Here is a 24,563-nt window from a genome sequence, read left to right on the forward strand (position 1 = left end):
ATTAAATATAATTTATTAACGCTTTTATTGAATCCTGAGGCAGACTGCAGGTCCTATTTTTACAAAGATAAGCTTTTGTCTCCTTTCCAACCCTATGTTTTAGAAGTGGAAGATTTTCTTCTGTACCGCCAAGAACAATTTTATTTGGAATATAATATTGATCGAGCTCATGTTTAAAAGCCATCGCTTGATTACCCGTCAATGCAATTTCATTGATTCCATACCTTTCTTCTAGCAATAATATTGCCCAATTTGAATAGGCTGAACCATAAGTCTTGATTTGAGGGAATACATTCGCCAACAATTGGTCTGATATGGCGATATAATTTTCATCATCAAAAAGCAGACCTAGACGTTTCAGTTGACGGGTCATGGTTGATAAAGAAGATGGGATTACATTATCCATGATTTCGCTTTTTCGCGCGATGAGTTGCTCCGCTTCCGACGATGTATAATAAAAAGTTTTTTGCGATCCATCGTAAAATAAGACAATAGCTTTGTCAGCAAGCTGTCTTGCTTTGGTTAACCAATTGAAGTCAAATGTAGCCTCATACAATACTATGAACGCTTCAACCGTGAATGCATAATCATCGAGGAAGCCTGCAATCGCTCTATTTTTATCTTTTGGCTGATGCAATAATTGCCCATTGTTTTGGATAAGTTCATTACATATAAATTGTGCATTATTCAAAGCTAGTTCCAGAAAATGTATGTTGTCCAGACTGGTGTAGGCATCTACGAGTCCTTTTAAGAATAAGGCATTCCAAGAAGTCAATTGTTTATGGTCCAGTCCCGGGCGTACTCTTTTTTCGCGAAAGTCGTATAATTTTTTCTTTGAATCTTTTAGAAACTCTGCCCATTCGTCAGCTGACATATTGACCTTTGCAGCTAACTGATCTGCATTTATGGCGCAAATAGGAATATTCGTTTGCTCTTCCTCCCAGTTTCCCGATTCTGTAATATTAAAGTATTGACTAAATAAGCCAGCGTCTTTGCCCAGTACGCTATCAAATTCAGCTTTGGAAAATGCATAGTATTTTCCTTCAACACCTTCACTGTCGGCATCAAGTGCGCTGTAGAAACCATGATTGGAGGCAAGCATCTCCCGTTCGGCCCAAGCAATCGTTTCTTCGATAATTCGTTTATAGAATGGATCGCGGTTTTGCTGATAAGCTTCCGCATATAAGGATAGCAATTGCCCGTTGTCATAGAGCATTTTTTCAAAATGGGGGATATGCCAGTAGTGATCGACTGAGTACCGTGCAAAGCCACCGCCAATCTGGTCATATATACCGCCAGATCCGATTTTTTTCAATGTAAAATGCACGTGGTTCAAGATCTCTTTATCATCTGAGAGCACCCCATATTTTAGAAAAAACAGCCAATTGTTTGGTAGTGGAAATTTTGGTGCTCTTTGATAACCGCCTTCTTTTTTATCGAAAGTTTCGGTCCATGGTGTTACAATTTCCAGTAAGTCTTCCCTACTATACTGATCTGGAATGGAGTGGATAGGTAGTTTTTCAGCCCTTTGAATACCGTTGTTTAACTTTTCGGCATACTCGAACGCGACTTCGGGTTTCTCTTCCCACATTTGAGCAATTTGTAACAGGATGTTTTGCCAGTCGTGCGGTTTAAAATAGGTGCCGCCATAAATCGGGCGACCATCTGGTAAACAGATACAGTTCAAAGGCCATCCGCCCGCATTCGTCATCAATTGGACAGCTAACATATAAACTTGGTCAATGTCGGGGCGTTCTTCACGATCGATTTTGATCGAGACAAAGAATTTATTCATGGTCTGGGCGATGGCAGAGTTTTCGAAACTTTCGCGCTCCATCACATGGCACCAATGGCAAGCGGAGTAGCCAATGCTTACGATAATCAGTTTATTTTCGTCTTTTGCTTTTTTTAAAGCTTCCGGCCCCCAGGGCATCCAATCTACCGGATTGTGTGCGTGCTGCTTAAGGTACGGTGAATGTTCAAATTGCAATTGATTCGCCATAAGACGAAGATAGTGAAAATGGAGTAAAGATGGTTGTTGTAGCATAGCTTTCTGTTTTTCCGTCTAAGGAAGGAGTGTTAGGAAGAAGAAATCTTCTTGTTAGTTAGAGTGTTGCCTTGAGCTATACTTCGATTGAAGGGTAAGGAACTTTTATTTTTTCATTTCCATAAGAATAGCTGAATTTCATGAAATTGATTACTTTTACACACGATTATTATTAGCGTTACCGAAGTCCTATGTCAAACGACGTTGACCAGCTTAAGAAGATAGTTCAGAAAGATAAAGATGCTTTTGAGGCTATTTATAAAGCCTATTTCCGTAAATTATATATCTTATCTTTTCGGTACGTGAGAGATGAAACAATCGCCGAGGAATTGGCCAATGATGTATTTATGACGTTATGGGAAAATGCCAGCAAGCTAACTATTAATCAATCATTAGGAGCCTACCTGTCACGTAGTGTGATCAACCTTTCACTTACTCAACTCAAAAAGAACCAGCGCTTACTGGATCGAAATAATGATTATATCAAAGATTTGGATCTGACAGACGATGAAGATCAGGCCGATCTCGCTACGCTATATGAATCTAAACTGCTGATGATTGAAAGTATTCTGGAGAGTTTACCTCCACAGTGTCGAAAAATCGTTCTGATGAGTAAGTATGATAAGATGAAACAACAGGAAATCGCGGATCAATTGGGAATTTCCATTAAAACCGTAAAAAATCATCTGACGATTGCTTACGATAAAATTCGGGTGGCTTTGGCCAAGCAAAATACATTTCTGTTGCTGCTAATCGGCTCTTTCTTTTTTTCATTGGGACTTTTTGTTCAGTTTATTATCTTATAGATATGGAAGAAAACAATACTTCAAGATTTATTCCTTATGACTTGATTCAGAAAGAGATGGATGGGACTATTTCCAAAAGGGAAGGGGTGTTACTTGAACGTTGGATTTCTGAAGATACGGAGAACCATCGATTATATGATGAAATCAGAACGATATCCGATGACTTTATTGCATTGGAACTCTATAAAAATGTAGATACCAATAGTCAATGGAATAAGTTTAAACTACAACTGGATAAAGAAGCCATTGTCCAGGACCAAGAGATCTCTATACCAATCGGTACGATATTGCAACCCTGGATGAAATTTGTGGTTGCAGCCGTATTGTTGATAGTTGGTTTTGTCTGCTATCTGAACTTTGACCGCTGGATGGGATATGAGATCCAATTATATGGGATAGCCGGACAGGAGCATATATTGCTGCCCGACAGTTCCGTAATGGTATTGCATGCAGGGGCAGAGGCTTCGTTTAATAAACGCACATTTAATCGGCAGCGGGTTGTTGCATTAAAGAAGGGGAAGGCACTTTTTGACGTAAAGCATGTGCGAACTTCTTCTTTCGTGGTCGAACTGGCAAATAATTATGTGCGTGATATCGGTACATCTTTTGAAATTAATTTATTAGCAGGGGGTGTAGAGGTGCTGGTGAAAGAAGGTACTGTGGCTTTGAGTAATGGAAAAGGAGATGCAGCAAAAGAACTTATCCTGCAAAAGAACGAGAAGGGCTTCTTTAAAAAAGAGACCGCTGCACTATCAAAAGTTAACGTCGATGAGTTAGACAAAGTCTATAAAGTAGCACAGAAACTCAGTTACTCCAACGAGCGCCTGGACAGTATCTGTTCGGATCTTGAAAAGCGTTTTCAAACTAATATTGTTGTGGTTGGTGATAATTTGAAAGCGCGGAAGCTCAGCATGTATTTCGATGGTCAATCACTAAGTGAAATTGTGCAGATCCTTTCCAAGACTTTAAATGTGAAATGGAAATCGAGTAAAAAAGGATACAATATCTACGAATAGGAGCTTGGGATTATTGCAATGAAGGGTGTAGTTCTATTTCGTTTTCTCTTTTTTTTCGGGCTACTTATTTTCACGTGTTTAAAATCATTTAGCCAAAGCAGTCTTTCGGATATAAAGGTTTCCATTGATACTAAAAATAAGGAGATTATTCAGATTTTGACGGAAATTCATAAAGATTATGAGGTGTCCATGTCTTATGACGAGCAGATCTTTAACAGGAATATTATTTATGGTAGGAACTTCAACAAATCTAGTCTGGAAGATGTCCTTGACTATTTGCTGAAGGGCTCGAAAATTGGTTTTACAGTGATCAATAGGGCATTGATTTTTTATCCTGAAGATAAAACTTTCACCATCAAAGGAAGGGTTGTGGACAGTTTGACCGGAGAAAGTCTGATTGGTGCCACTTTAATAATCCCCGAAAAGAACAAAAGCAGTTTAAGTAACAAATATGGATTTTATTCGCTTACTCTTCCTCAGGATGATTATAGCTGTTTTGTCAGTTATTTGGGATATAAGCCCCGATCTATTCGGTTAAGTTCTCAATTGGAGGATGGTTATTTACTCGTTAAACTTGCCGCTGCGGATTTGAACTTAAAAGAGGTTATAGTGGATATAGATTCATCCACGCAGGTTCAACATACAGGTCATTTTACGGATAAAGTCAATTGGCCCCGCGCGCGTAGAAATGCCTTTTATAAGGGGGAGGCAGATATTATGAAGGTTTTGCAGATGCAAAACGGTATTAATGGACTGACTGAAGGCGGGAGTAATTTATTTGTAAGAGGTAGCGGTAAAGATCAGAACTTGATACTGCTTGATGAGGCGGTGGTCTATAATCCATCGCATCTATTCGGTTTGACATCTGTTTTCAATTCGGATATCTTAAAAAATACCCAGGTATATAAGGATGCACTTCCTGCAAATTTAGGTGGACGGCTTTCTGCTATTATGGATATGAGCACAAGAGACGGCGATGCGAATAACTTCCATGTTTTTGGTGGCGCAAGTTTGCTCATCGGGCGAATAGGCGCTGAGGGACCTTTCGTTAAAAAAGGCAAAGGAGCTTTTGTTGCCACTGCACGAACGAGTCTATCAAACGCGTTGAATACGGATTATCGCTTGTTTAATGTAAAAGGGGACTATAGCGATTATAACATCAAGTTGAATTATACGCTTGACAATAGAAATCGTATCTATTTATCGGGGTATTATGGTCAGGATAAGGTTGTTTCCCCCCGAAAAAATACCAATCGCTGGGGAAATTGGACCTCCACCTTGCGTTGGAACCACGTACATAGTGCCCGATTATTTATGAACCTCTCTGCGATATTCAGTGATTATCATAACAAATTGGATATCAGCAAACCTGAATCACCTGATAATCAAATTTGGCTGACTCGAATACGTGATTTCAGCCTGAAATCGGATTTTAGTTATTTTATTGGTTTGGACCATACCTTGGATTTTGGTCTGCAGGGCATATTGCATCGTTTTAAGCCAGGAGAGATATCTCCTATAAATAATAATAACGAGGACAATATTTTTCGGGCAAAGGCCTTTGACTACGCTGGCTATATCTCGTTCAACTGGAAAGTGGATTCGGCATTCCGGATTATTGCTGGTACGCGGATAAATGCTTTCTTTAATACTTCGTTTGGCCGTTATTATCTCCTTGGTACTGGACAGTCCAAACCATTGGCAAATGACGCGGAGAAGAGGAAAGCATATTATGGGGTAGAGCCACGGCTTTCTTTGCAATATAAGTTAGGTGCAAATTATGCCGTTCGTCTGGGGTACAATAGAAACTATCAGTACTTACAACTCTTACAAAATGATGAACTTGCATTCTCTTCCTTGGAAGCATGGGTGCCGGCTGGGCCAAATATAAAACCGCAGTATGTAGATGTGCTTTCTTTTCGTGTTAATAGGTTGTTATATAAAGGCAATATCGGATTGGAGGGCTATTGGAAAAAAATGGAAAATCAAGTGGAGTTGATTGACCATGCGCAGTTAATTCTCAATCCTTTTATTGAAACGCAATTGCGGCAGGGAAAGGGGCGGGCTTATGGGGTGGAATTGTCCATAAACCAACGTATTGGGAATTTGTCCGGTAGCCTGCTCTATAGCTGGTCGAGGTCTTTCAGGAAGATTAATGGTATCAATAAAGGAAAGGAATATGTAGCCAATTTTGACATTCCCCATGTGCTCAAAAGCAGCCTGTCCTACGATTTGGGTCGTAGTATTCATTTCAGTGGCTTCTATACGATCCAAACAGGGCGGCCACTAACTTATCCAATGGGTTTTATGGAATATGAGGGAATCTACGTGCCGGTTTATTCGAGTCGTAATTCACAACGAATGCCTACATTTAGTCGATTAGACCTAAATTGCTCAGTAGACTTGGAAAGTAGGAAACAGCGGCAAGGGGGGATACGACATACGTTGAATTGTGGTTTTTATAATGTCTTTGATCAAAGCAACCCACTTTATTATAGTTTTTCGGAAGATAGCAATGGGAACTTAGCTATCCAAAAGAACTCGTTCTCGGGACGGGTACCTTCAATCAGTTATGCCATAAGATTTTAATATGAGAGTGTCTTTGTTTTTTATCGTTTGTTGTCTGCTGTTTGCCTGTAATAAGTCCATAGTGGATGAAGGTCAATCGTATGATATGATCGTTGAAGGTGGAATTAATACCATGTATAAGGAACAGTATATCCAATTAAAAAAACTGGATGGACTGCATTCCAATGGGATGACAGTGGGTATTACGGGAGCTACTGTACGGGTTATTAATGGATCCAATACCATCGATTTCGAAGAATTGGGAGAGGGACTTTATATGGGCAAACTATTTGACTTAAAGGACACGGTCGGAAGTGTTTTCGAACTTCAGGTCACATTAAAGGGTAAGCTGTATCAAGCCCAGGACCAATTAATACCGGCTGTACCTATTGAAAAGGCTTTCTTACCGGTTGAAAAGAGCAATTTAAATAACAACTGGGAAGTCAAGGTAAGTAAGCATGTGTTTGGTATGAAATCTTCCAATAAATGGTTGATTATGCCGCAAAAAAAATTTTCCGACGAAGATATTTCTACCTTCCGTTTACCGTTTAGCTATAGCTACCGTTTGGGAGCTCCCAACGTACTCAATACATTGCTGGGGCGTACCTATAATTATGAGGTATCAAAGAAGGATAGTCTGATGGTGTTTAAATTTTCTGTATCAACACGTTATGCCCGGTTTCTTTACAATCTATTTCAGGAGACAGAATGGAAAGGTCTATTATCAGCGGTTCCTGCTAATGTGGAAGGAAACATTTCGGGTAATACACTGGGATTTTTTTATGTCATGGATGGAACTCAAAAGACAATCTCGATGAAAGATATTAGAAACAGTAGGTAGCCTGAATTATTATCTTTTACCTTGGTGATAATACTTTCACCGCGGAAGACCACACTTCTGCTGAAATCACTTTGACCTTATCCATTATTTAATTATTTGAATAGCCTCGATGCCCTGTTTGAAGCTGTTGATACGAAAATTACGGCCGATTAAAAAATAAAAATTTCTAAAAAAGTATTGGGACTATTTCCACAAAATGATGTCATTATTGAAATAGTGAAGGGAAATTGGGGAATATGGGGCGTCTTATCAACTTCTCGGAGCTACAGTGAAGAGATAAGACGATTATCCCTTAAAGCTTATTTGTTTTTTGAATGGAATTTTAATCAACGATCTGTACAAGATCTGCACAATTGCCGCTGAGCATTTGAAAAGTAAAGCCTGCATCAAGTTTAATCTCCGCGTATGACGACGTGCGTAGGTAAGCTGACTTTCTGGTTAGAAATTCAACTATGTCGGTCAATGTTGGATTGTGTCCAAAAAGTAAAACATGGTCGATGTGATCGGGGATGGTATTGATGACTGAAAGTAAGTGCTTGTAGGTGCATTCATAGATGGATTCTTCAATTTGAATATCAAATGATGGAGATCCCATGACGTCTAGAAAGACGCGGGCAGTTTGCAAGGCTCTATTGGCAGGAGAACTGATCACCATACTATTTTCATTAAGTGTCAGCCGAGCTGTTAGCTTTTCTGCTACCTGTTTTGCATGTAGTATGCCCTCGGATGTCAATGCGCGATCAAAGTCATTTATTCCGGGAATGGTTTCGGCTTTGGCATGTCGAATGATATAAAGTTTTTTACTGTTGTCCATGATTAAAATTTTTGATTCAATACTATTAACGCTTTTGTTCTGCATTTCATTGTGTTTGATAAAAGAGCGGTCATTGCATATGAAGACAAATAATAATAAACGAAGTTTTGAAAAAGTACATAATATATGAATAATTTTTGCACCCTATTTAACTCACTGTATCTTTCAAGGGGATTGGCCATGTACCGTTCGCTTGAAAAATGTGCGAGGAACTTTCATCTTTATATTTTTGCATTTGATGATGAGTGCTACAGTATATTGACAAGATTACAACTCGCCAAAGCAACTATTATTCCACTGTCGGATTTTGAAGATGAGCAATTATTGGCCATAAAACCGACCCGTACAGCAGGCGAATATTGCTGGACCTGTACGCCTTCAATTATTTTATATAGCATTCGAAAGTTTGGTTTATCCAATTGTACCTATCTGGATGCCGATTTATTTTTCTATGCTGATCCTACCGTTTTAATAGAGGAGGCTAAAGGGGCATCAGTAATTATTACACCACATCGGTATAGTCCCATGTATGAAGATAGTGAATCGGGCGGAACTTATTGTGTACAGTTTGTTTACTTTAAAAACTCACCTGAGGGTATTGCCGTACTGGAGTGGTGGCGTGCAGCTTGTATCGATTGGTGCTACGATCGTAGAGAGCCGGGAAGATTTGGTGATCAAAAATATCTGGATATATGGACGACAATGTTCACAGGTGTGCATGTTTTGGAGCATCTAGGTGGAGGTATAGCCCCTTGGAATGTCCAACAATATGATTTTGAACATAAAATAGGTCAGGTCTGGGGTAAAGAACTTGCTGGTCAACATTTATTCCCAGTTATATTCTATCACTTTCATGCCTTAAAATATGCTGAAAAAAATTCCTTTGTACCCGCAGGGACTTATGTAATGACCGATAATGACATAGAATTACTTTACAAACCTTACATAAGAACATTAATCAGTGCTGGAAGGGAAATAAAATCGTTGTCACGTGTTGTTGTTCCGCATGAAATCAATGAAATTCCACGTATCAGAACTTCCCTGCGTCGCATGTTCAATTTATATGTTCTCGGCAAATTTAGAGAGTACTATCACCAATCTTACTTTTTAAGATAATGGCTTATCAGATTGATCTAAAAACATTCACCGATGACCGTGGGCATCTAACGGTGATCGAAAAAGTAATTCCTTTCGATGTGAAACGTATATTTTATATCTATGGCGTAGATAGTTCCATCCGCGGTGGACATCGTCATCATCAAACGATACAGGCAGCGATTTGTCTAAAAGGAAGTTGTGCTATTTATAACCAGGATGGAATTCATGAGCGCGTTTTTGAATTGAATTCACCAGATCAATGCCTGATTTTGGAACCCAAAGATTGGCATCAGATGTTTGACTTTTCAGAAGATGCGATTCTTATGGTACTTGCTTCCGAATATTTTGATTCAACAGACTATATTTACGAACCTTATTTTATATATGATCGCTTACGAGAGCTTGCAGCAAGTCAATAGGGGATTTATGGAGGAATATACCAATGCTTTCCAGAACGTATTGCATGGTGGCTGGTATATCTTGGGAAAACAGGTTACACAATTTGAGCAATCATTTGCGAACTATTGTGGTGTTGAACACTGTATCGGAGTAGCATCTGGGTTGGACGCGCTGGTTTTGTCGCTACGTTATTTTGGTTTTAATCCGGGCGACGAAGTCATTGTTCCGGCAAATACCTATATTGCATCGATACTCGCTATTATGCAGGTTGGCCTAAAGCCAGTTTTGGTAGAACCCGATATAAATACTTACAACATTGATCCCGAAAGCATTGAATCTGCTATTACAGCACGGACGAAGGCTATTCTTGTTGTGCATCTTTATGGAAAGATGTGTGACATGGATCCCATTTTACTGCTAGCGGAAAAGTATGGTTTAAAAGTTGTCGAGGATTGTGCACAAGCGCATGGGGCTATTTATAACGGCCAAAAGGCAGGTTCATTTGGCGATTTTGGAGCATTCAGCTTTTATCCAACAAAGAATCTAGGAGCATTGGGCGATGCAGGGGCAATAACATGTAAAGATGAAAAAATCAATAGCTCGATTCGTACATTACGGAATTACGGCTCTTCAGCTAAATATGTCTTTGATGAAGTGGGTTACAACTCCCGGCTTGATGAGTTACAGGCGTCTTTCCTATCTGTAAAGTTGAAATATTTAGACGACATTACTACTCATAAGCAAAAGCTAGCTGCAATTTACCGAAATGAATTAAAAACTGATTTTACACTTCCAACTTTACAGGTTGGTTTTGATGATGTTTTTCATATTTTTGCGATACGTCATCCTGAACGGGATCGGTTAAAACGGTATTTATTGGATAATGGTATTGGAACAGAAATTCATTATCCTATTGCGCCACACCAACAAAAAGCGATGAATGGGATTTTATTTGGCAAAAGCTATCCAATCTCAGAAGAAATTCACCGAACAATACTTAGTCTTCCGATTTCCTATGGACACACGGAAGAGGATATTAGTAAGGTGGTTGAGGTAATGAATAAGTTCTCTTAAAGTTTTTTTCGATTAATTTATTCAGAGATCTTATCAGTGGAATTTTTCCAAGAGAAAAAATAAGGCAATACGTCTTTTGTTGGCTTTAATCTTTTTAGGATTAATGCCTTGCCAGATTTCGAATGTCGCATAATGTAAACCTAAGAGATCCAAAAACTTGAGGTCTTTTGTATTTGGTAGAGTGCCCAAAATCATACTGCCATTTCTGGTTGTAATTAATAATTCCGAGGGCGAGGTACGTAAACGAAAATGCTCGGGGTGGGTTGATTCGAGAAAATTACCGTAGGTTTCATATTCCGAGAAACCCTAAAGTGCCATGTCTTTTGTGGCTATATTTTCAAGGATATAATATGGCCAAGCCTGATCTCCTGCTTTTTTGCAGATCTCAAGTAACATGTTTTGCATCAGCCTTGTTTGGACCATAAAATGTTCAGATATAAACGAGTAGTTGACCGTTTTTTTCAGACCGAGTATATGTTCTAATGTTTCAAAATATGGCTGGTGATTTTCTTCACTCTTGTGAATTAAAACCCGGTTATCTTGGTCAAAGAAATGGATCGGTTTTTAATGGTATTGTATCTGCGTCCCATATCAGATAATGGTCACTTTGAATAATTTTGGAAATTTCCATTTTTAAAAACTGTTGAAAATACCAACCTGCACGATCAGCATTATCTATTTTTTGTTTTAGAAAGGTGATTATAGATTGAAAATTGAACCGATCGAACAATTCATTTTCATTAACAAGAACCAAGTTGGTTGGACTGAGCACCTGAAACTTTTCGAAATGAGAAGGGTTTGTTACGACATAGATTTGTTGCGCCTTAAAAAAAATGCCTGACCTGATTGATCACGATCTTTGCAATTTCGACGTGCTGGGGGCCAACGCAGATGACAATATCGTAGTTTGATTTATTTGCACATGATCGCATCACTGGGGAATCTAAAGGAGTTAAAATGTAACAAAAGTAGGTAAAATCAATCCCGTGGTATCTATAGTGGCATCATTAATCCATTTTTTTGGCGATACCACAACTTTTTCTGGATCATCGTTTAACCAAGCACCCCACCAGCTAAAGCTGCTATTTGCAATAATATGGTGCTTACACAACGACATTAATTGTAGATCTCTAAAGCTATTGGAACCTAAATTGTGCTCTACAAAAATCGCATTTAGATCCTTAAACTGCGTTTTACACCAGCTAATATCATTGGAAAATACTATAAATAGTGGGGATTTTAATGTTTTAAGCATGTACTGTATGCTCTTTTCATAATATTCCTCAGTACAGATATCTGTAAATAAGGGTTCTTGTAAATAATCTCCCCGCCGGACGTGTAAAGAAACTGCGTTTTGATGTTGGATTAAATGTTGTATATGTATGTTTTTAACGTCTTCGAAAGGGGGAAATTGAAGGCGTTTGCGAAGAATTGGAGCGACTTGGTTAATGTAATCAATATGTTGCCAGTACCCCCAATAATATCGACTTTTTTTATCTTCAAAAATTTTTTTCGAAAAGGAAAAAGGCGAAGGTTCTTCAAGAAAGACGTGTTTTGTGTTGTATAATCGTCTTAATTTTCGCCATAGCCATTTATTATTGTTTCTAGTATAAATATTCTTTTCAAAAGCACTGAGTTGTGTAAGCGTGATGTTGAATACTGCTTCTAATTCGAAACCATTATGTAGCTTATAGTCTTTAAAGTCACTTAAATCTACTTTTACTATTTTGAATTTTTGTTGTAATCCTAAAAGAAATGCATATTGGAATAACTGATTACCAAGCCCTCCCAAAAATTTAACGATTTTCATTTTTAATAAATATACCTTTTATGGAATTTTTAAAACTTCTTCTAATTTGCTTGCTTTCTAATAATGTGAAGGCGGGGAAAGTTAATATATGGTAAAAAGAGGCCCATCTAACTTTATTCATTATAGTTTGATACCAGATATCTAAAATTTTTTTTTCGAATATTTTCTTTTTTAGAAAATTGTTTTTTCTATTAGTTCGGATTAAGAGTATTAGAAATAACTTAAATGCTTTGATATCTTTGGCTTGTACAAGATTCGGGTGTAATAACCATCTAATTTGATCTTGGCTGGCAGATATCCCAAATTGTAGAATCCTATTCTGTAAAATTGGAAGATGTAAGCTAAATAATTCATTCGCTCGTTTAATACTAATATTTTCCCCATGAATTCTATATTCGACCAATATGTCCGATAAGTTGTCAACTTCATAATCATGTGATAGTCTTGAGAATAGCGCATAGTCTTCCGCTAGGGGGAAATTTTGATAGCCTCCTAGTTTACAAAATACCTCCATTCTAATCATCACTGTGGAATGTATATAACTATTACTGAAAAATAATTTTACTTTTACGGCGTCTGCACCTGTTAATTGTGTTAAAACTTCTCCAGTTTTCTCTCCTTTTTTGTTTATTACTAAACCTTGTCCTCCCAGTAGAGCTAATGAAGGTCGATTTTCAAATGTTGTCCACTGGATTTGTAGTCTGTTAGAGATCGCTATATCGTCACTATCAAGTATAGCTAGATATTTGCCTCTCGCTTCTGTTAAAGCAATATTTCGACTGAATAATAAGCCCTTATTCGACTCATTGTTGATCAATCTAATCCTAGAGTCGTCATAAGATTGAATGATCTCAATAGTATTATCGGTCGAACCATCATTTACGATGAGTAGTTCAAAATTTTTAAAAGTTTGATTTAAAATACTGTCAATTGCTGGTTTAATATAAAGGGAACCATTATAGGTTGTCATTAATACAGTTACTTCAATCATTATTAAAGTTATTTTTAGGCATCAGCAAGTCTCTATAGTTCTTTTTGAATAATTCTTTATTAAAGAATTTCTTGATTGTTTCTATTACATTTTGTGAAATCGTTGGTAAAAGTTCCCTATGATTTGTAATAAACATTAATTTTTCTACAAAGGCCGAAATGATCTCTTGATCTGTACTATTTTCTATAATAAATCCTGTGTTTCTATTTTCATTTATCAAGGTGGAGACTTCTCCTACATCGGTTATTATTGGAATAGTGCCTAAAGCCATTCCTTCTAATAAAACCATAGGAAAACCTTCATAGCTAGAGGTTAGCATGATGAAATGAGCCTGGGCATATTGGAAGTTCAATAATGATTTGGATCTTATTCTAGAGACGAATTTGATATTTTTGCTCAAATGAGGTTGATAGTTTTCTAAATCACCAATCATTGTAAATTCAAAAGGAAGATTTAATTCCTCGCTTTTCTGTGCTATTTTTAAAAAAAGATGGATGCGTTTTTCAGGTGAATCTCTCGCAATAAACAGTATCCGCAAGTTTTGACTGAAGTTTTTTTCTAATACATTTAGCGGAACTTCAACTTGATTAGGGATAATATTTATCTTCTTTAAATATTCTAAATCGATATTGTTTTTAAGATAATATGATTTTAATTTTGAGAGATGTCTAGGTCCCAAGATGATTCTGTAATCTATTAAGGGAATCAAAGGTAATGACAACTGCTCAAATGAATTATCCCCGATAAATGCGTGGATCATATCAATTTTTTTTGTGTTTTTGTTCAATAAGGGGAGTACATCATAAAATAGACTACTATTGCAGCCGAATATCACTGCGTTGGGGGTTTGGTTTATCTTCAACGCAATTTTTTTTGCGATGTGTTTTCTAAAGCTTTTTTTCTTACCCCAACGAAACAATTCAATCAATTTGGAATTTTTTATGTAATCCTCCTTAAAATCATTGTTTACCGATCTGTCTGTAATGAAACAGGTTGGTTTTAGATCTTTTACAGAATTCAAAATATCCAAATGTACTCGTTCTGCTCCCCCCGTATGATAAAACGGAAAAAAGAAGTAAATCGAACTATCTGATCTATTTAAGTTCATTAGGATAGATGGATATTTCACTATTGATTTAACTGTCTGGAGCCAGTTTTTGACCTTTTTCATATCAAGTGATTGAAGATAACTTATCAATTCGCAAATTACAAAAGAATTTCGTAAAAAGGAGGATAACATATATTGAAGCCACATGATTTAGTCTGTCTAGTATAAGAAATGCAGTTAATTATAGAATAATTAGCACAAAAAAATCTTAGCTTTGTTCATGCAACATGTTAAAGATATTGCAGTTTAAAATAGAATATAAGATTAATGTTTCAAAAAGATTTAGTTAGTATAATCATCCCTGCATATAATGTAGAGAAAACAGTGAAAGAGACCTTAGAATCCGTCGTCAACCAAATCTATAAAAGCCTAGAAGTCATTGTCGTGGATGACGGATCAACAGATGCTACATTTGACATTATTAGCGAATTTGCTAGAGAATATTCAAATATGAAAGTGTTTTCAAAGAATAATGAAGGACTGCCTGCGACCAGAAATTATGGATTTCAATTTGTTTCAGGCGAATATCTTCTTTTTTTGGATGCCGATGATAAATTAGATATAACCTATGTTAGCTCATGTATAGAACAATTCCGCAAAAATAATAAATTGGATATTGTGTATACGCAAACTCAATTTTTTGAACGGGAAACAGGTATCTTTGATTTAGCAGCATACTCTAAACAAACAATACTTAGAACAAATTGTTTCACGGCAACAGCTATGATGAAAAGCCATAATTTTAAATTGATCGGTTTATATGACACAAATTTAAAATTCGCTGAAGATTGGGAGATGTGGATTAGAATGACACAGCATTTTGATAATGTATATAAAATTAATAAACCATTATTTTATTATCGGAAACGTTATTCCAATGATTCGATGACGGATCAAAATTGGAAAGCGAATATTTCTGATGAAGCACTGCTTTACATTTATAATAAACACTATCCCTTATTCAAAAAGTTTGGTTATGGGATAGAAAAATTAATAGGTCGAGTCTCTTCCGAAGAGAGATATAAGAAGAAGTATTATAATATTTGGTATAAAAAACTATTTTATTATCTAAAAAGGGCTGTGAAGTAGCGTATGTAGAAGATGAAACGTTATACAGAGTAAATGGCATATTTTTTGAAATATTGATTAAGGCATGGTAAATAAAAAAAGTATAATATTAATTATTCCGTTACATTTTCAATTCTACCGTGAATTAATATCTTCATTGCAAAATGTTGGCTTTGAGGTGATTTTTCTATTTATTACAGATAAACCTTTTAAGTATACAAATTTTGTTGAAAGGGCGCGCAGTTTTATTCATAAAAACTTACTATTGCAACATAATTTCAAAAAACAATTGATTTTTGGACGAGAGAACAAGAATCTACTAACACAATTAGAGAAAATTGAAAGGAAGATCGATTACGCCTTAATCATTCGATCAGATTTATTAGGGATAGCAACTTTACGAACTATTAAAAGTAAGGTGAACAAAATGGTCGCATATCAATGGGATGGACTTAATCGTTTCCCGTCTGTATTTGACCGTATTGATTTGTTTGATAAGTTTTTCGTTTTTGATGATAATGACTATTTAAAATATAAAGATAGTTATACTAATATTTGTTTTACTACTAATTTTTATTTAGAAATACCTCCCGATAAGGACGTGGTTGTGAAACCTCAGAGTTTATGTTTTGTTGGTAGTTATCTTGAGAATAGAATGCCTTTCATTACAGAATTAATTGAATTCTTAATACAGGAAAATTTTGATGTAAATGTAAAACTGCTTTGTACCAAAGATAAAACTATTGACAAATACAAAGACTCCGGAATCGAATTTATTTCTGACCCGTTAACTTACACAGAGATGTTGCGTCATGTTCAACATTATGAAGCTTTATTAGATTTTGATAATGCAGCTATTCATTATGGCCTTTCATTCCGTATTTTTGAAGCTTTGTTTTATAGAAAGAAGATCATTACAAATAATTTATTGATTAAAAATTATGATTTCTATCACCCCAATAACGTGTTCGTATGGGATGGTAGCAACCTTTTAAAATTGAGGGATTTTTTGAATAAACCATTTGTTGAGATTGATAACTCGATTATAGAGAAATATTCCTTTAGAAATTGGGTAAAAAAAGTCTTAGACTAGAATAATTGAAATCCAAAATAGTATTTTCGTTTTCAATTTGCGATATGAGAAAATTTAATATCATATTTGATGCCGAACGGATGAAATATCCGCATACAGGTTTATATCACTTTTGTAAACAATTAGGAAATGCTTTATTACACAAGATAGCTGATCCTTATGCAATGGTATTTTATACAAATAATCCTGCGAACGAAGATTTTGGCTCCAGGGCTAGCTATTACCAGCAAAAATCGCTGCAGAAATTTTGGATGCCGCGATTTTCCAATAGTGATCTTTGGCATTCTACGTTTCAACTTAGTTCATATTTCCCGCGGAACAATAAAATTAAAGTTCTTTCTACGATCCATGATCTAAACTTCCTAAAAGAAAATAAGTCGGTCGAGAAGGAAAAAAAGTACCTGAAAAGCTTGCAGAATAATTTGGATAAAGCAGATGTTATTGTAGCAATTTCCCATTATGTAAAAAATGACCTCGAAGATTATTGTAATTTACAGGGAAAGCCACTTCATGTGATTTATAATGGAAATAATATTGAACAGAAATATTTGGATCAGTTAGATCCATCGCTCAAGTGTGATAAGCATAAGCCTTTCATTTATTCTATTGGTACCATAAATCGTAAAAAAAATTTTCATACGTTGCTTTATTTATTGGTAGGGAATGATTTGGAATTGAAAATCAGCGGTATTATTGCAGAACCTGATTATAATCAATATATACTTGATTTAGCTACTGAACTTGGGGTTGCCGGACGAATACAGCTCACTGGGCCGATAACAGAATCTGAGAAATATAACTATTTACAAAATTGTGCTTTATTTGCTTTCCCTTCGATAGCAGAGGGTTTTGGATTACCTGTTATTGAGGCGATGTCATTCGGCAAAAAGGTGCTGTTATCTACATACACCTGTCTCCCAGAAATCGGAGGACCTGAAGCTTTCTTTTTGGAATCCACAGATCCAGATTATTTGATCGAATTTGGGAAATCCAATCTGATGGATATTATCTATAGCGAAGATCGTACCGCAGAAATTAAAACTTGGGCGGCTCAGTTTTCATGGGATAAAGCAGCTAGTGAATATTGGGAACTTTATAAGAAACTTTTGAAATAAGAGAATGGCTATACCGAAAGTAATCTATCAGACGTTTAAAACTAACCAAATACCTTGGTTAACAAAGTTATACATTAAGAGCTTTAGACGAAAAAATAAAGGTTACAAGTATGAGTTTTACGACGATCAACGCGTAGATGCATTTATAAAGGAATCATTTAATGAAGAGATCTATAAAGCATACTCCAGACTTCAGATTGGAGCAGCAAAAGCTGATTTTTTTCGTTATGCTGTTTTATACATACATGGAGGAGTATACCTAGATCTCGATAGCGATATTCTGGTTAATCTGGATAAATACCTGCAAGACGATGACCATGCCGTTATCACGCGTGAAAAGAACCACCAAAATCTTTTTGCGCAATGGGCGCTGATATTTGAAAAGGGGCATCCTTTTCTGGAACGAACGATAAAGTATATTGTTGAAAACATTCAGCAAAATAAATTTCCACATGACGTGCACGGCATGACCGGACCAACAGTTTATACGAGGGCCGTCAACGATGTTATCCATGAAGACCCAACAGTCCCTTATCGCATAGTGCCTGATGACTACCAGGGGATAATGAAATTTAAATACAAGCTCGGTAAATTATTGATCTATGGAGATAGGTCACAACACTGGAAAAAACTACAGAAAGTAATAACTGTTGTGAAATCGGAGGACTAAAGTGTTAAATATTGCTTCTTCCATTGTGCAGCGAGGTTGTCATCATTAAACTTTTTAACAAATTCTAGTCCTTTTTTGATCATTTCATCTCGCTTGGAAGAATCACTAAGTAATGATTTTATGGCATGCTGTATCTGTGAAATATTGGTAGGGTCAATATAGCAAGATGCCGGTCCCCCCGCTTCTGGGAAGACGCCCATATTACTGGTGATAACCGGAGTACCTGAGTAAAGCGCCTCTATTATAGGAATGCCAAAGCCTTCATAAATTGACGGATAAATGAAGACCGTTGCCGATGCATAGAGAATAGCCAATTCTTCCATCGCTAAGCCTTGCAAAAAGTGTATCCTGTGCTCCATATTGTTTTGCTGAATATAGGCGAGGATCTCTTGATGGTAACGTGTTGGTTTACCCACAATAACAAGAGGAATATCAAGGTCTTTTATGGCCTTCACCACCGATAATATATTTTTACGCGCCTCAATGGTTCCAACATTTAGTAAGAACTCCTGTGGTAATTTTAATTTATTTCTTAGATCAGCCTTCTGTTCTGATGTTTTAGTGCTCTTGAATGCTTCGTGACAGCCCTGGTAAACGACATCAATTTTTTCTTCCGGTATATGAAAGAGGTCGACAATGTCGTTTTTAGTACATTGACTTATGGCAACGATACGATCGGAAGTCTCGCATGCATGTTTGAATTTCTTTTTATAAATCCAACGGTCAATTGGATGATAAAGTTCAGGGTGTCTCAGAAAAATTAAATCGTGAATGGTAACGATAGATTTAATATGAGCCTTTGCTAAACCTAATGGGATTTCACCCGATAGTCCATGGAAAATGTCAACTTTATCTTTCTTTAAATCATCCACAATACGTTGGTTGCGCCAGAGGTTGGGCCATGTGGTGTTGATCAGCCCTTGTGGTAAACGAATATTATTTTGAGCTGTCTGTTGATGGATATATTGATGGCCAGTTTTCGGCGTGTATTTTAGATACTCATTTTCCGGAGCATACTTTTCGAGTATACGAATTAAGTCGCGGCTGTAATTCCCCAAACCGGTATTGTTTAAGAAATAACGTTTTGCATCAAATCCTATCCTCATCTTATTCCGTTTATTCGTTCAATCACCATTTCTGGTGTAATTAAATCAATTGCTTCTACTCCGTCACAGATGCAGGACTTGTTGCCATACACTGAACTTGGTCTATGGGGATGTTCGACTTGGATACAATCTGCTAACTCTTGACCGTAGCCCGTAAATCCAGCGTAAGGGTGTGTTGCTCCCCATAACGAAAGGCATCTTACTCCCATTAACGAGGCCATATGAAGTCCTGAAGAGTCCATGCTAACCATCAGATCCAGATTCGAAATTAAATCCAGTTCTTCTCTCAACGTAAATTTTCCAATGGTATTGTAAGTATTCGGAAAACTTTCGGTCCAGTTTTGAGCGACTTGAAACTCTTCTTGACCACCTCCAAAAAGCAATACGTCATATCCATGGTGTGTCAAATGATCAATGATCTGCCCCATTTTTACCAAGGAAAGAATTTTATAACGATGTTGTGCAAATGAGGCAATGCCAATTTTTTTTCGATCGAAATTCGCGAACATGCTAAAAGCAGCTTTGGGTACATCCTGCAAATTAGGAACCAATTTATGGCTGAGCTCAAATTTAAAACCTAATGCGCGAAATACATCTGCATAGCGTTCTACCGTTAGCCTCAGTGGAACTTTGATTTTGTTTTTTTCCCTGGTAAGCGCTTTTTTTTCTTCCCGCCCCTTGTCAAGCTGCTTTACTTTTACGCCCGATAAGGAAAAAAAAAGATCAAGCACACGCGAACGCAAATTGAAATGTAAGTCAGCTACGGCATCTGAACCATACTGGGCAAGCTCTTTTTTTAGCCTGAACAGGCCCCAAAAACCTTTATGAATGGTTTTGGGTTCAATCACATGGAACCTGAGGTTTTTTATTCCATCAAAGAATGGCGAAAAGAATGGTCTGCTGACCATAATGATTTCTACATCAGGATAGCGTATACAAAACTCTTTCAATACTGAGGCAACCATGGCAACATCGCCCATAGCTGAAAATCGCGTGACTATGATCCGTTGCGGTAAGGACATGTTTTTACTTTCCTGATGAATATAAGACAGGGTTCAATGAAGGATCGTTATACATTTTCATCTGTTTATAGACTTTCATGTATTTATCGCCCGATGCTATGGCATCCATCAATTCATCAATACTTTGAGATAAATCTTTTCTTTGTTCCAATAAAACGTTAAGCTTTTCTTGGCAGGTATTAATGTGTGCCTCGGAAGCATCTGCGCGTAATGTTTCCTGTTCCATATGGTAGATTTTTAAAGCCAGAATGGAAAGCCTATCAATAGCCCACGCCGGGCTCTCCGTATTGATCGTTGCTGTAGGCCTAACCTGTATATCTTGAAACTTTTGTAGAAAATAGCTGTCAATATACTCTACGGTATCCGTGCGATATTGATTGGACTCATCAATTCGTCTTTTCCAATGTAAGCCTTCTTTCGGGTCAATAGCGGGATTACGCACGACATCTTCCATATGCCATTGTACGGTGTCAATCCAGCATTTTAAATAGAGGAGATGTTCTAGGGATTGTTTGTCATACGGATTTTGGATTGGATGCTCAATCTGGTCGTATACGTGGTAATCCTGGATAGCACGTTGAAAAATTGGATTTGCTATTGCACTAATCATGGTACAAACTTAGATAAATTGCTTTTTATATGCAATTTAATTGCGCTTTGCATAAAAAACAATTTGTCGGTCTCTCCTCAACCATATATAATACTTTTATTGAGGAAATATAAAATATATTATGGAGTTTATCCTTACTATTCAACCCGCACATAGCGTGATTGATGAGGATCGTAGATTTGTTAAGAATGAAAGGGGCTCCTCTGTTTTTCTAAAAGGCCGAAAGCAAAAGATCCGGAAAGATTCCTAAGCACAACACAGCCAAGGTACAAAGGATGCCAATAAAGAGAAGTACAGCATTGACTTTTATTGTTGAAGATGCGGCATTGTCCCTTAAAAATGCGTTCAGTGGTATTTTAAAATAATAAAATAAAGAGATAACCGAAGTCAGTGCACCTACAATAAGCAATGCCAATAAACCGAAGGATTGAAAGTTTTGATACTGTTCGAACACTTTGGAAAAGACCAAAAGCTTTCCGACGAATCCCGCAGTGGGAGGGAGCCCCACTAAAGCGATTAAAACCATTGAAAATGAAGTAAACAAAAGGGGGGACTGCTTTCCTAAGCCACGATAGGAATCGATGGATGTATTGCCCAGACTAACTTCCAAGGCATCAATAAATATAAATACAGCAATATTCATCAAAGCGTATATGGAAAGGTAAAACAACAATACATTCGACTCATTATTCTGATAAATCAATACAGCCATCAGGAGTATACCTGTATGTCCAATCGATGAATAGGCCATCATCCGTTTGGCATCCTGTTGACGTAAAGCCGCTAAATTACCGATCAGCATGGTTGCAATAGCTACCCCAATAATCACATACGTTAGGAAATCGCTAAAGTAAAAGGAAACATTAAGCCATGCGGCGAGGAGCTTGGATAATAGGACGACGACTGCAATTTTTGGTACTGTAGCCAGGTACGCGGTAATTACTGTGGGAGCACCTTGATAAACATCTGGACTCCAGACATGAAAAGGAAAAAAACTCAGTTTAAAGCCAATGCCTGTCAACAAAAATAATAGCGCAATGCTGATCATGACCTTTGGGGCTTCCATTAGGCCAGCAATGTGGCTCTGGGAATCAAAATTCAAGTTCCCCGTGAAACCGTAGAGTAAAGACAAACCGTAAAGCATCACTGCCGCACAAATCGATCCAAAGAGTACATATTTTAAAGCCGCCTCCGACTGAACTTTAGTAGCTGAAAAGTACCCCACCATGATATAGGAACTGATGGAAACGGTTTCAACGGCTATAAAAATCATCAGCCAGTTACTCGACATGGTCAATAGGTTCAGTCCCAACGTTGCCGTCAGTAAAACAGCATATAGATCTCCTAACGGTCGGCCATATCTACCATGACCTTGTTGAATAAAAATACAAACAAGGAATGTCGACAACAGGATAATCAATCGTGCAGAGGTTGCAAAGGCATCAACCTGGATCATATCAAAAAAGCCAGCCATCTCTACCTTACTGAGTCCTTGCCCAACAAGGTAACAGCCACTCAACAATAATCCGATGATCGTAAGCATAAAAGACGTATGCTTCCAGTGCTTGTCGGCAAAAAGACTAGCGAGAATAGTACCAATAAAAGTGATGATCAATGTCAGTTCGGGTTTAAAATACGGTACACTGACGATAATCTGATCGAGAAATGAACTGATATATGGACTGAATGCGAGCATGCTGATTTAAATAAATTGTTGAATAAAGCTTACAAGATTCAGGACACTTGCGTTTAAATTGTTAAAAACTAATGCAGGCATAATGCCAAGTAATAAGGCCAACGCTAACGTTGGAAATAAGATCACCTGCTCGCGCGAATTGACATCTATCAGTGCATTGCTCCAAGATTCACCGCCTTTTAAACGAATCTGTCCAAAGAACATCCGTTGCAATGTCCAAAGTAGGTAGGCTGCACTTAATAAGATACCTATAGAACCTGCAAGTGCCATCCAACGCGGCAAACCTGTGCCAACACTTTCAGAATTGAATGAACCGATAATGACAAATGCTTCACCAATAAAAGCTGAAAAGCCAGGTAAACCTAAGGAAGCAAAAAATGCAACAGCAACATACCCTGTATATTTGGGCATAATTTGAGCTAAACCTCGAAAACTATAGATATTTCTATCATGCACGCGGTCATAAACTACACCGACAAGAAAGAAGAGGGCCGCGGATAAAAAACCATGGGAGATCATCTGAAACATCGCTCCAGAAATTCCTTCTGCAGTTAATGAAGCAATACCTAATAAGACAAAGCCCATGTGGGAAACGGATGAATACGCAATCATTCGTTTGAGGTCTTTTTGTGATAAGGCGTTCAAGGCTCCGTAGATAATGGAAACAACGCCTATTAGTCCAAGCCACCAATTGGATAAGGCGGCCATGTCGGGAAAGATGCTATAACAGATACGGATGATACCATAACCTCCGATTTTCAAAAGAATACCTGCTAAAATAATGGATACTGGAGTCGGTGCTTCGACGTGGGCATCGGGTAACCAGGTATGCAATGGCACGATGGGCACTTTAATGGCAAAGGCAAAAAAGAGCACAATGAAGCCAAGCAGTCTGGCCGAAATACCCAAGATTTCCTGATAACCACCCCACTCAAAAATAGATCCTTCAAGGTAATTCTGTGGGTTCATCATATGGATCATATTGAACGTATGCGCTCCAGTCATCGGGTTGATCACTGAAAAGTATAGTCCTACGATGATCAATAGCATAAATACAGAACCAAATAGCGTGTATAAAAAGAACTTGATGGCTGCGTATTCGCGTCTTGCACCACCCCAGATGCCGATCAGGAAATATAGTGGAAGTAACATCACTTCATAGAAAAGGTAGAACAGGAAGAAATCCAGTGCACAGAAAATCCCCATAACAGCCATATTAAGCACCATGAGTAAAGCGAAGTATCCCTTCGGACTTTTCTGTATATTCCAGGAGGCTCCGATAGCCATCAATATCACAAAAGCGCTCAGCAATAATAAGGGCATTGATATCCCATCAATACCAATGAGATAATCAATTTCTAGCTTACCTATTGATCCTAGATCTAAACGAATCCAGGAAACCTGCTCAACAAACTGATAGCCCCCCAGATCTTGAATACCTGTTTTGCTTGCATCAAAATGTGCGTAACACAATCCAGCCAGTACAAATTGTATTGCGGTAAATGCTAACGCAATATATTTGTAACTCAATTTATATCGTGTTGGCAAGGCGAGAATAAGCGCCGTAGCCAATAGCGGTAAAAATATCAATAAGGATAAAATAGGCATTTC

At 37.4% G+C, this 24,563-nt stretch carries 22 protein-coding genes; 11 read left to right on the forward strand and 11 right to left on the reverse strand.

All coding sequences use genetic code 11. The features are described from left to right. Position 1 precedes the first annotated feature (1 nt). Positions 2-2,002 carry a thioredoxin domain-containing protein gene (locus B3139_RS12970; protein ID WP_293883868.1) on the reverse strand — a complete coding sequence of 667 codons (2,001 nt, stop codon included), beginning with the start codon at positions 2,000-2,002 and terminating at the stop codon, positions 2-4. Positions 2,003-2,238: 236 nt separating this feature from the next. Between B3139_RS12970 and B3139_RS12975 the strand changes: the two genes are divergently transcribed. From B3139_RS12975 to B3139_RS12990, 4 genes are all read left to right on the forward strand, one after another. Further along, the gene (locus tag B3139_RS12975; RefSeq protein ID WP_293883745.1) at positions 2,239-2,853 is read left to right on the forward strand and encodes an RNA polymerase sigma-70 factor; all 615 of its coding nucleotides are present in this window, start codon (positions 2,239-2,241) and stop codon (positions 2,851-2,853) included. A gap of 2 nt (positions 2,854-2,855) precedes the next feature. Continuing rightward, positions 2,856-3,869, forward strand: coding sequence for a FecR family protein (locus B3139_RS12980; protein WP_293883747.1), 1,014 nt, complete (start codon positions 2,856-2,858; stop codon positions 3,867-3,869). 156 nt (positions 3,870-4,025) lie between these two features. Then, positions 4,026-6,458, forward strand: a complete 2,433-nt coding sequence (locus tag B3139_RS12985; protein WP_293883749.1) for a TonB-dependent receptor — start codon at positions 4,026-4,028, stop codon at positions 6,456-6,458. Position 6,459: 1 nt separating this feature from the next. Continuing rightward, positions 6,460-7,278 (forward strand): hypothetical protein, encoded by an 819-nt coding sequence (locus B3139_RS12990; protein ID WP_293883751.1) that lies wholly within the window; start codon positions 6,460-6,462, stop codon positions 7,276-7,278. Positions 7,279-7,600: 322 nt separating this feature from the next. Here B3139_RS12990 and B3139_RS12995 read toward each other — a convergent pair whose 3' ends face one another. Beyond that, entirely contained in the window at positions 7,601-8,092 is a 492-nt protein-coding gene (locus B3139_RS12995) for a SixA phosphatase family protein (RefSeq protein ID WP_293883753.1), read from the reverse strand. Positions 8,093-8,218: 126 nt separating this feature from the next. On the opposite strand from B3139_RS12995, the gene B3139_RS13000 reads away from it, so the two are divergent. Genes B3139_RS13000 through B3139_RS13010 form a run of 3 tightly spaced genes read left to right on the forward strand, consistent with a single transcriptional unit; the run spans position 8,219 to position 10,663 of the window. Further along, a complete protein-coding gene (locus B3139_RS13000) occupies positions 8,219-9,208 on the forward strand; it encodes a glycosyl transferase (protein WP_293883755.1) in 990 nt (329 codons plus the stop codon). Then, positions 9,208-9,609 (forward strand): sugar 3,4-ketoisomerase, encoded by a 402-nt coding sequence (locus tag B3139_RS13005; protein ID WP_293883757.1) that lies wholly within the window; start codon positions 9,208-9,210, stop codon positions 9,607-9,609. The genes B3139_RS13000 and B3139_RS13005 overlap by 1 nt, the downstream gene beginning before the upstream one ends. Continuing rightward, complete coding sequence (locus tag B3139_RS13010; protein ID WP_293883759.1) at positions 9,575-10,663, forward strand: DegT/DnrJ/EryC1/StrS family aminotransferase; 1,089 nt, start codon at positions 9,575-9,577, stop codon at positions 10,661-10,663. The genes B3139_RS13005 and B3139_RS13010 overlap by 35 nt, the downstream gene beginning before the upstream one ends. A 544-nt stretch (positions 10,664-11,207) precedes the next feature. Here B3139_RS13010 and B3139_RS21565 read toward each other — a convergent pair. The 4 genes from B3139_RS21565 to B3139_RS13025 all read right to left on the reverse strand — a co-directional run bounded on the left by B3139_RS21565 (position 11,208) and on the right by B3139_RS13025 (position 14,635). Next, on the reverse strand, positions 11,208-11,510 hold the full coding sequence (locus B3139_RS21565) for a DUF6492 family protein (protein WP_414711830.1): 303 nt from the start codon (positions 11,508-11,510) through the stop codon (positions 11,208-11,210). Positions 11,511-11,615: 105 nt separating this feature from the next. Further along, the gene (locus B3139_RS13015; protein ID WP_293883761.1) at positions 11,616-12,473 is read right to left on the reverse strand and encodes an alpha-1,2-fucosyltransferase; all 858 of its coding nucleotides are present in this window, start codon (positions 12,471-12,473) and stop codon (positions 11,616-11,618) included. After that, positions 12,460-13,464: a glycosyltransferase family 2 protein gene (locus B3139_RS13020; RefSeq protein WP_293883763.1), complete on the reverse strand. Its 1,005-nt coding sequence runs from the start codon at positions 13,462-13,464 to the stop codon at positions 12,460-12,462. The genes B3139_RS13015 and B3139_RS13020 overlap by 14 nt, the downstream gene beginning before the upstream one ends. Beyond that, the gene (locus B3139_RS13025) at positions 13,457-14,635 is read right to left on the reverse strand and encodes a glycosyltransferase family 4 protein (RefSeq protein ID WP_293883765.1); all 1,179 of its coding nucleotides are present in this window, start codon (positions 14,633-14,635) and stop codon (positions 13,457-13,459) included. Before B3139_RS13025 ends, B3139_RS13020 begins: the two co-directional genes overlap by 8 nt. 204 nt (positions 14,636-14,839) lie before the next feature. Between B3139_RS13025 and B3139_RS13030 the strand changes: the two genes are divergently transcribed. From B3139_RS13030 to B3139_RS13045, 4 genes are all read left to right on the forward strand, one after another. Beyond that, complete coding sequence (locus tag B3139_RS13030) at positions 14,840-15,661, forward strand: glycosyltransferase family 2 protein (RefSeq protein WP_293883767.1); 822 nt, start codon at positions 14,840-14,842, stop codon at positions 15,659-15,661. A gap of 64 nt (positions 15,662-15,725) precedes the next feature. Further along, positions 15,726-16,733: a hypothetical protein gene (locus B3139_RS13035; RefSeq protein ID WP_293883769.1), complete on the forward strand. Its 1,008-nt coding sequence runs from the start codon at positions 15,726-15,728 to the stop codon at positions 16,731-16,733. A 44-nt stretch (positions 16,734-16,777) separates the two neighbouring features. Next, positions 16,778-17,848, forward strand: coding sequence for a glycosyltransferase family 4 protein (locus B3139_RS13040; protein ID WP_293883771.1), 1,071 nt, complete (start codon positions 16,778-16,780; stop codon positions 17,846-17,848). A 4-nt stretch (positions 17,849-17,852) separates the two neighbouring features. Beyond that, a complete protein-coding gene (locus B3139_RS13045; protein ID WP_293883773.1) occupies positions 17,853-18,518 on the forward strand; it encodes a glycosyltransferase family 32 protein in 666 nt (221 codons plus the stop codon). Here the strand turns inward: B3139_RS13045 and B3139_RS13050 are convergent. From B3139_RS13050 to B3139_RS13070, 5 genes are all read right to left on the reverse strand, one after another. Continuing rightward, the gene (locus B3139_RS13050; protein WP_293883775.1) at positions 18,515-19,624 is read right to left on the reverse strand and encodes a glycosyltransferase family 4 protein; all 1,110 of its coding nucleotides are present in this window, start codon (positions 19,622-19,624) and stop codon (positions 18,515-18,517) included. The two genes, B3139_RS13045 and B3139_RS13050, sit on opposite strands and share 4 nt — an antisense overlap. After that, positions 19,621-20,646, reverse strand: a complete 1,026-nt coding sequence (locus B3139_RS13055) for a glycosyltransferase family 9 protein (protein ID WP_293883777.1) — start codon at positions 20,644-20,646, stop codon at positions 19,621-19,623. The genes B3139_RS13050 and B3139_RS13055 overlap by 4 nt, the downstream gene beginning before the upstream one ends. 4 nt (positions 20,647-20,650) lie before the next feature. Continuing rightward, entirely contained in the window at positions 20,651-21,256 is a 606-nt protein-coding gene (locus B3139_RS13060; RefSeq protein ID WP_293883779.1) for a DUF4254 domain-containing protein, read from the reverse strand. Between the two features lie 211 nt (positions 21,257-21,467). Then, positions 21,468-22,952, reverse strand: coding sequence for an NADH-quinone oxidoreductase subunit N (locus B3139_RS13065; protein WP_293883781.1), 1,485 nt, complete (start codon positions 22,950-22,952; stop codon positions 21,468-21,470). A 6-nt stretch (positions 22,953-22,958) separates the two neighbouring features. Further along, positions 22,959-24,560 (reverse strand): complex I subunit 4 family protein, encoded by a 1,602-nt coding sequence (locus B3139_RS13070; RefSeq protein WP_293883783.1) that lies wholly within the window; start codon positions 24,558-24,560, stop codon positions 22,959-22,961. Between the last annotated feature and the right edge of the window lie 3 nt (positions 24,561-24,563).

It is taken from the genome of Sphingobacterium sp. UBA1498 (genome assembly GCF_002325125.1).
In the GTDB taxonomy this organism is placed as follows: domain Bacteria; phylum Bacteroidota; class Bacteroidia; order Sphingobacteriales; family Sphingobacteriaceae; genus Sphingobacterium.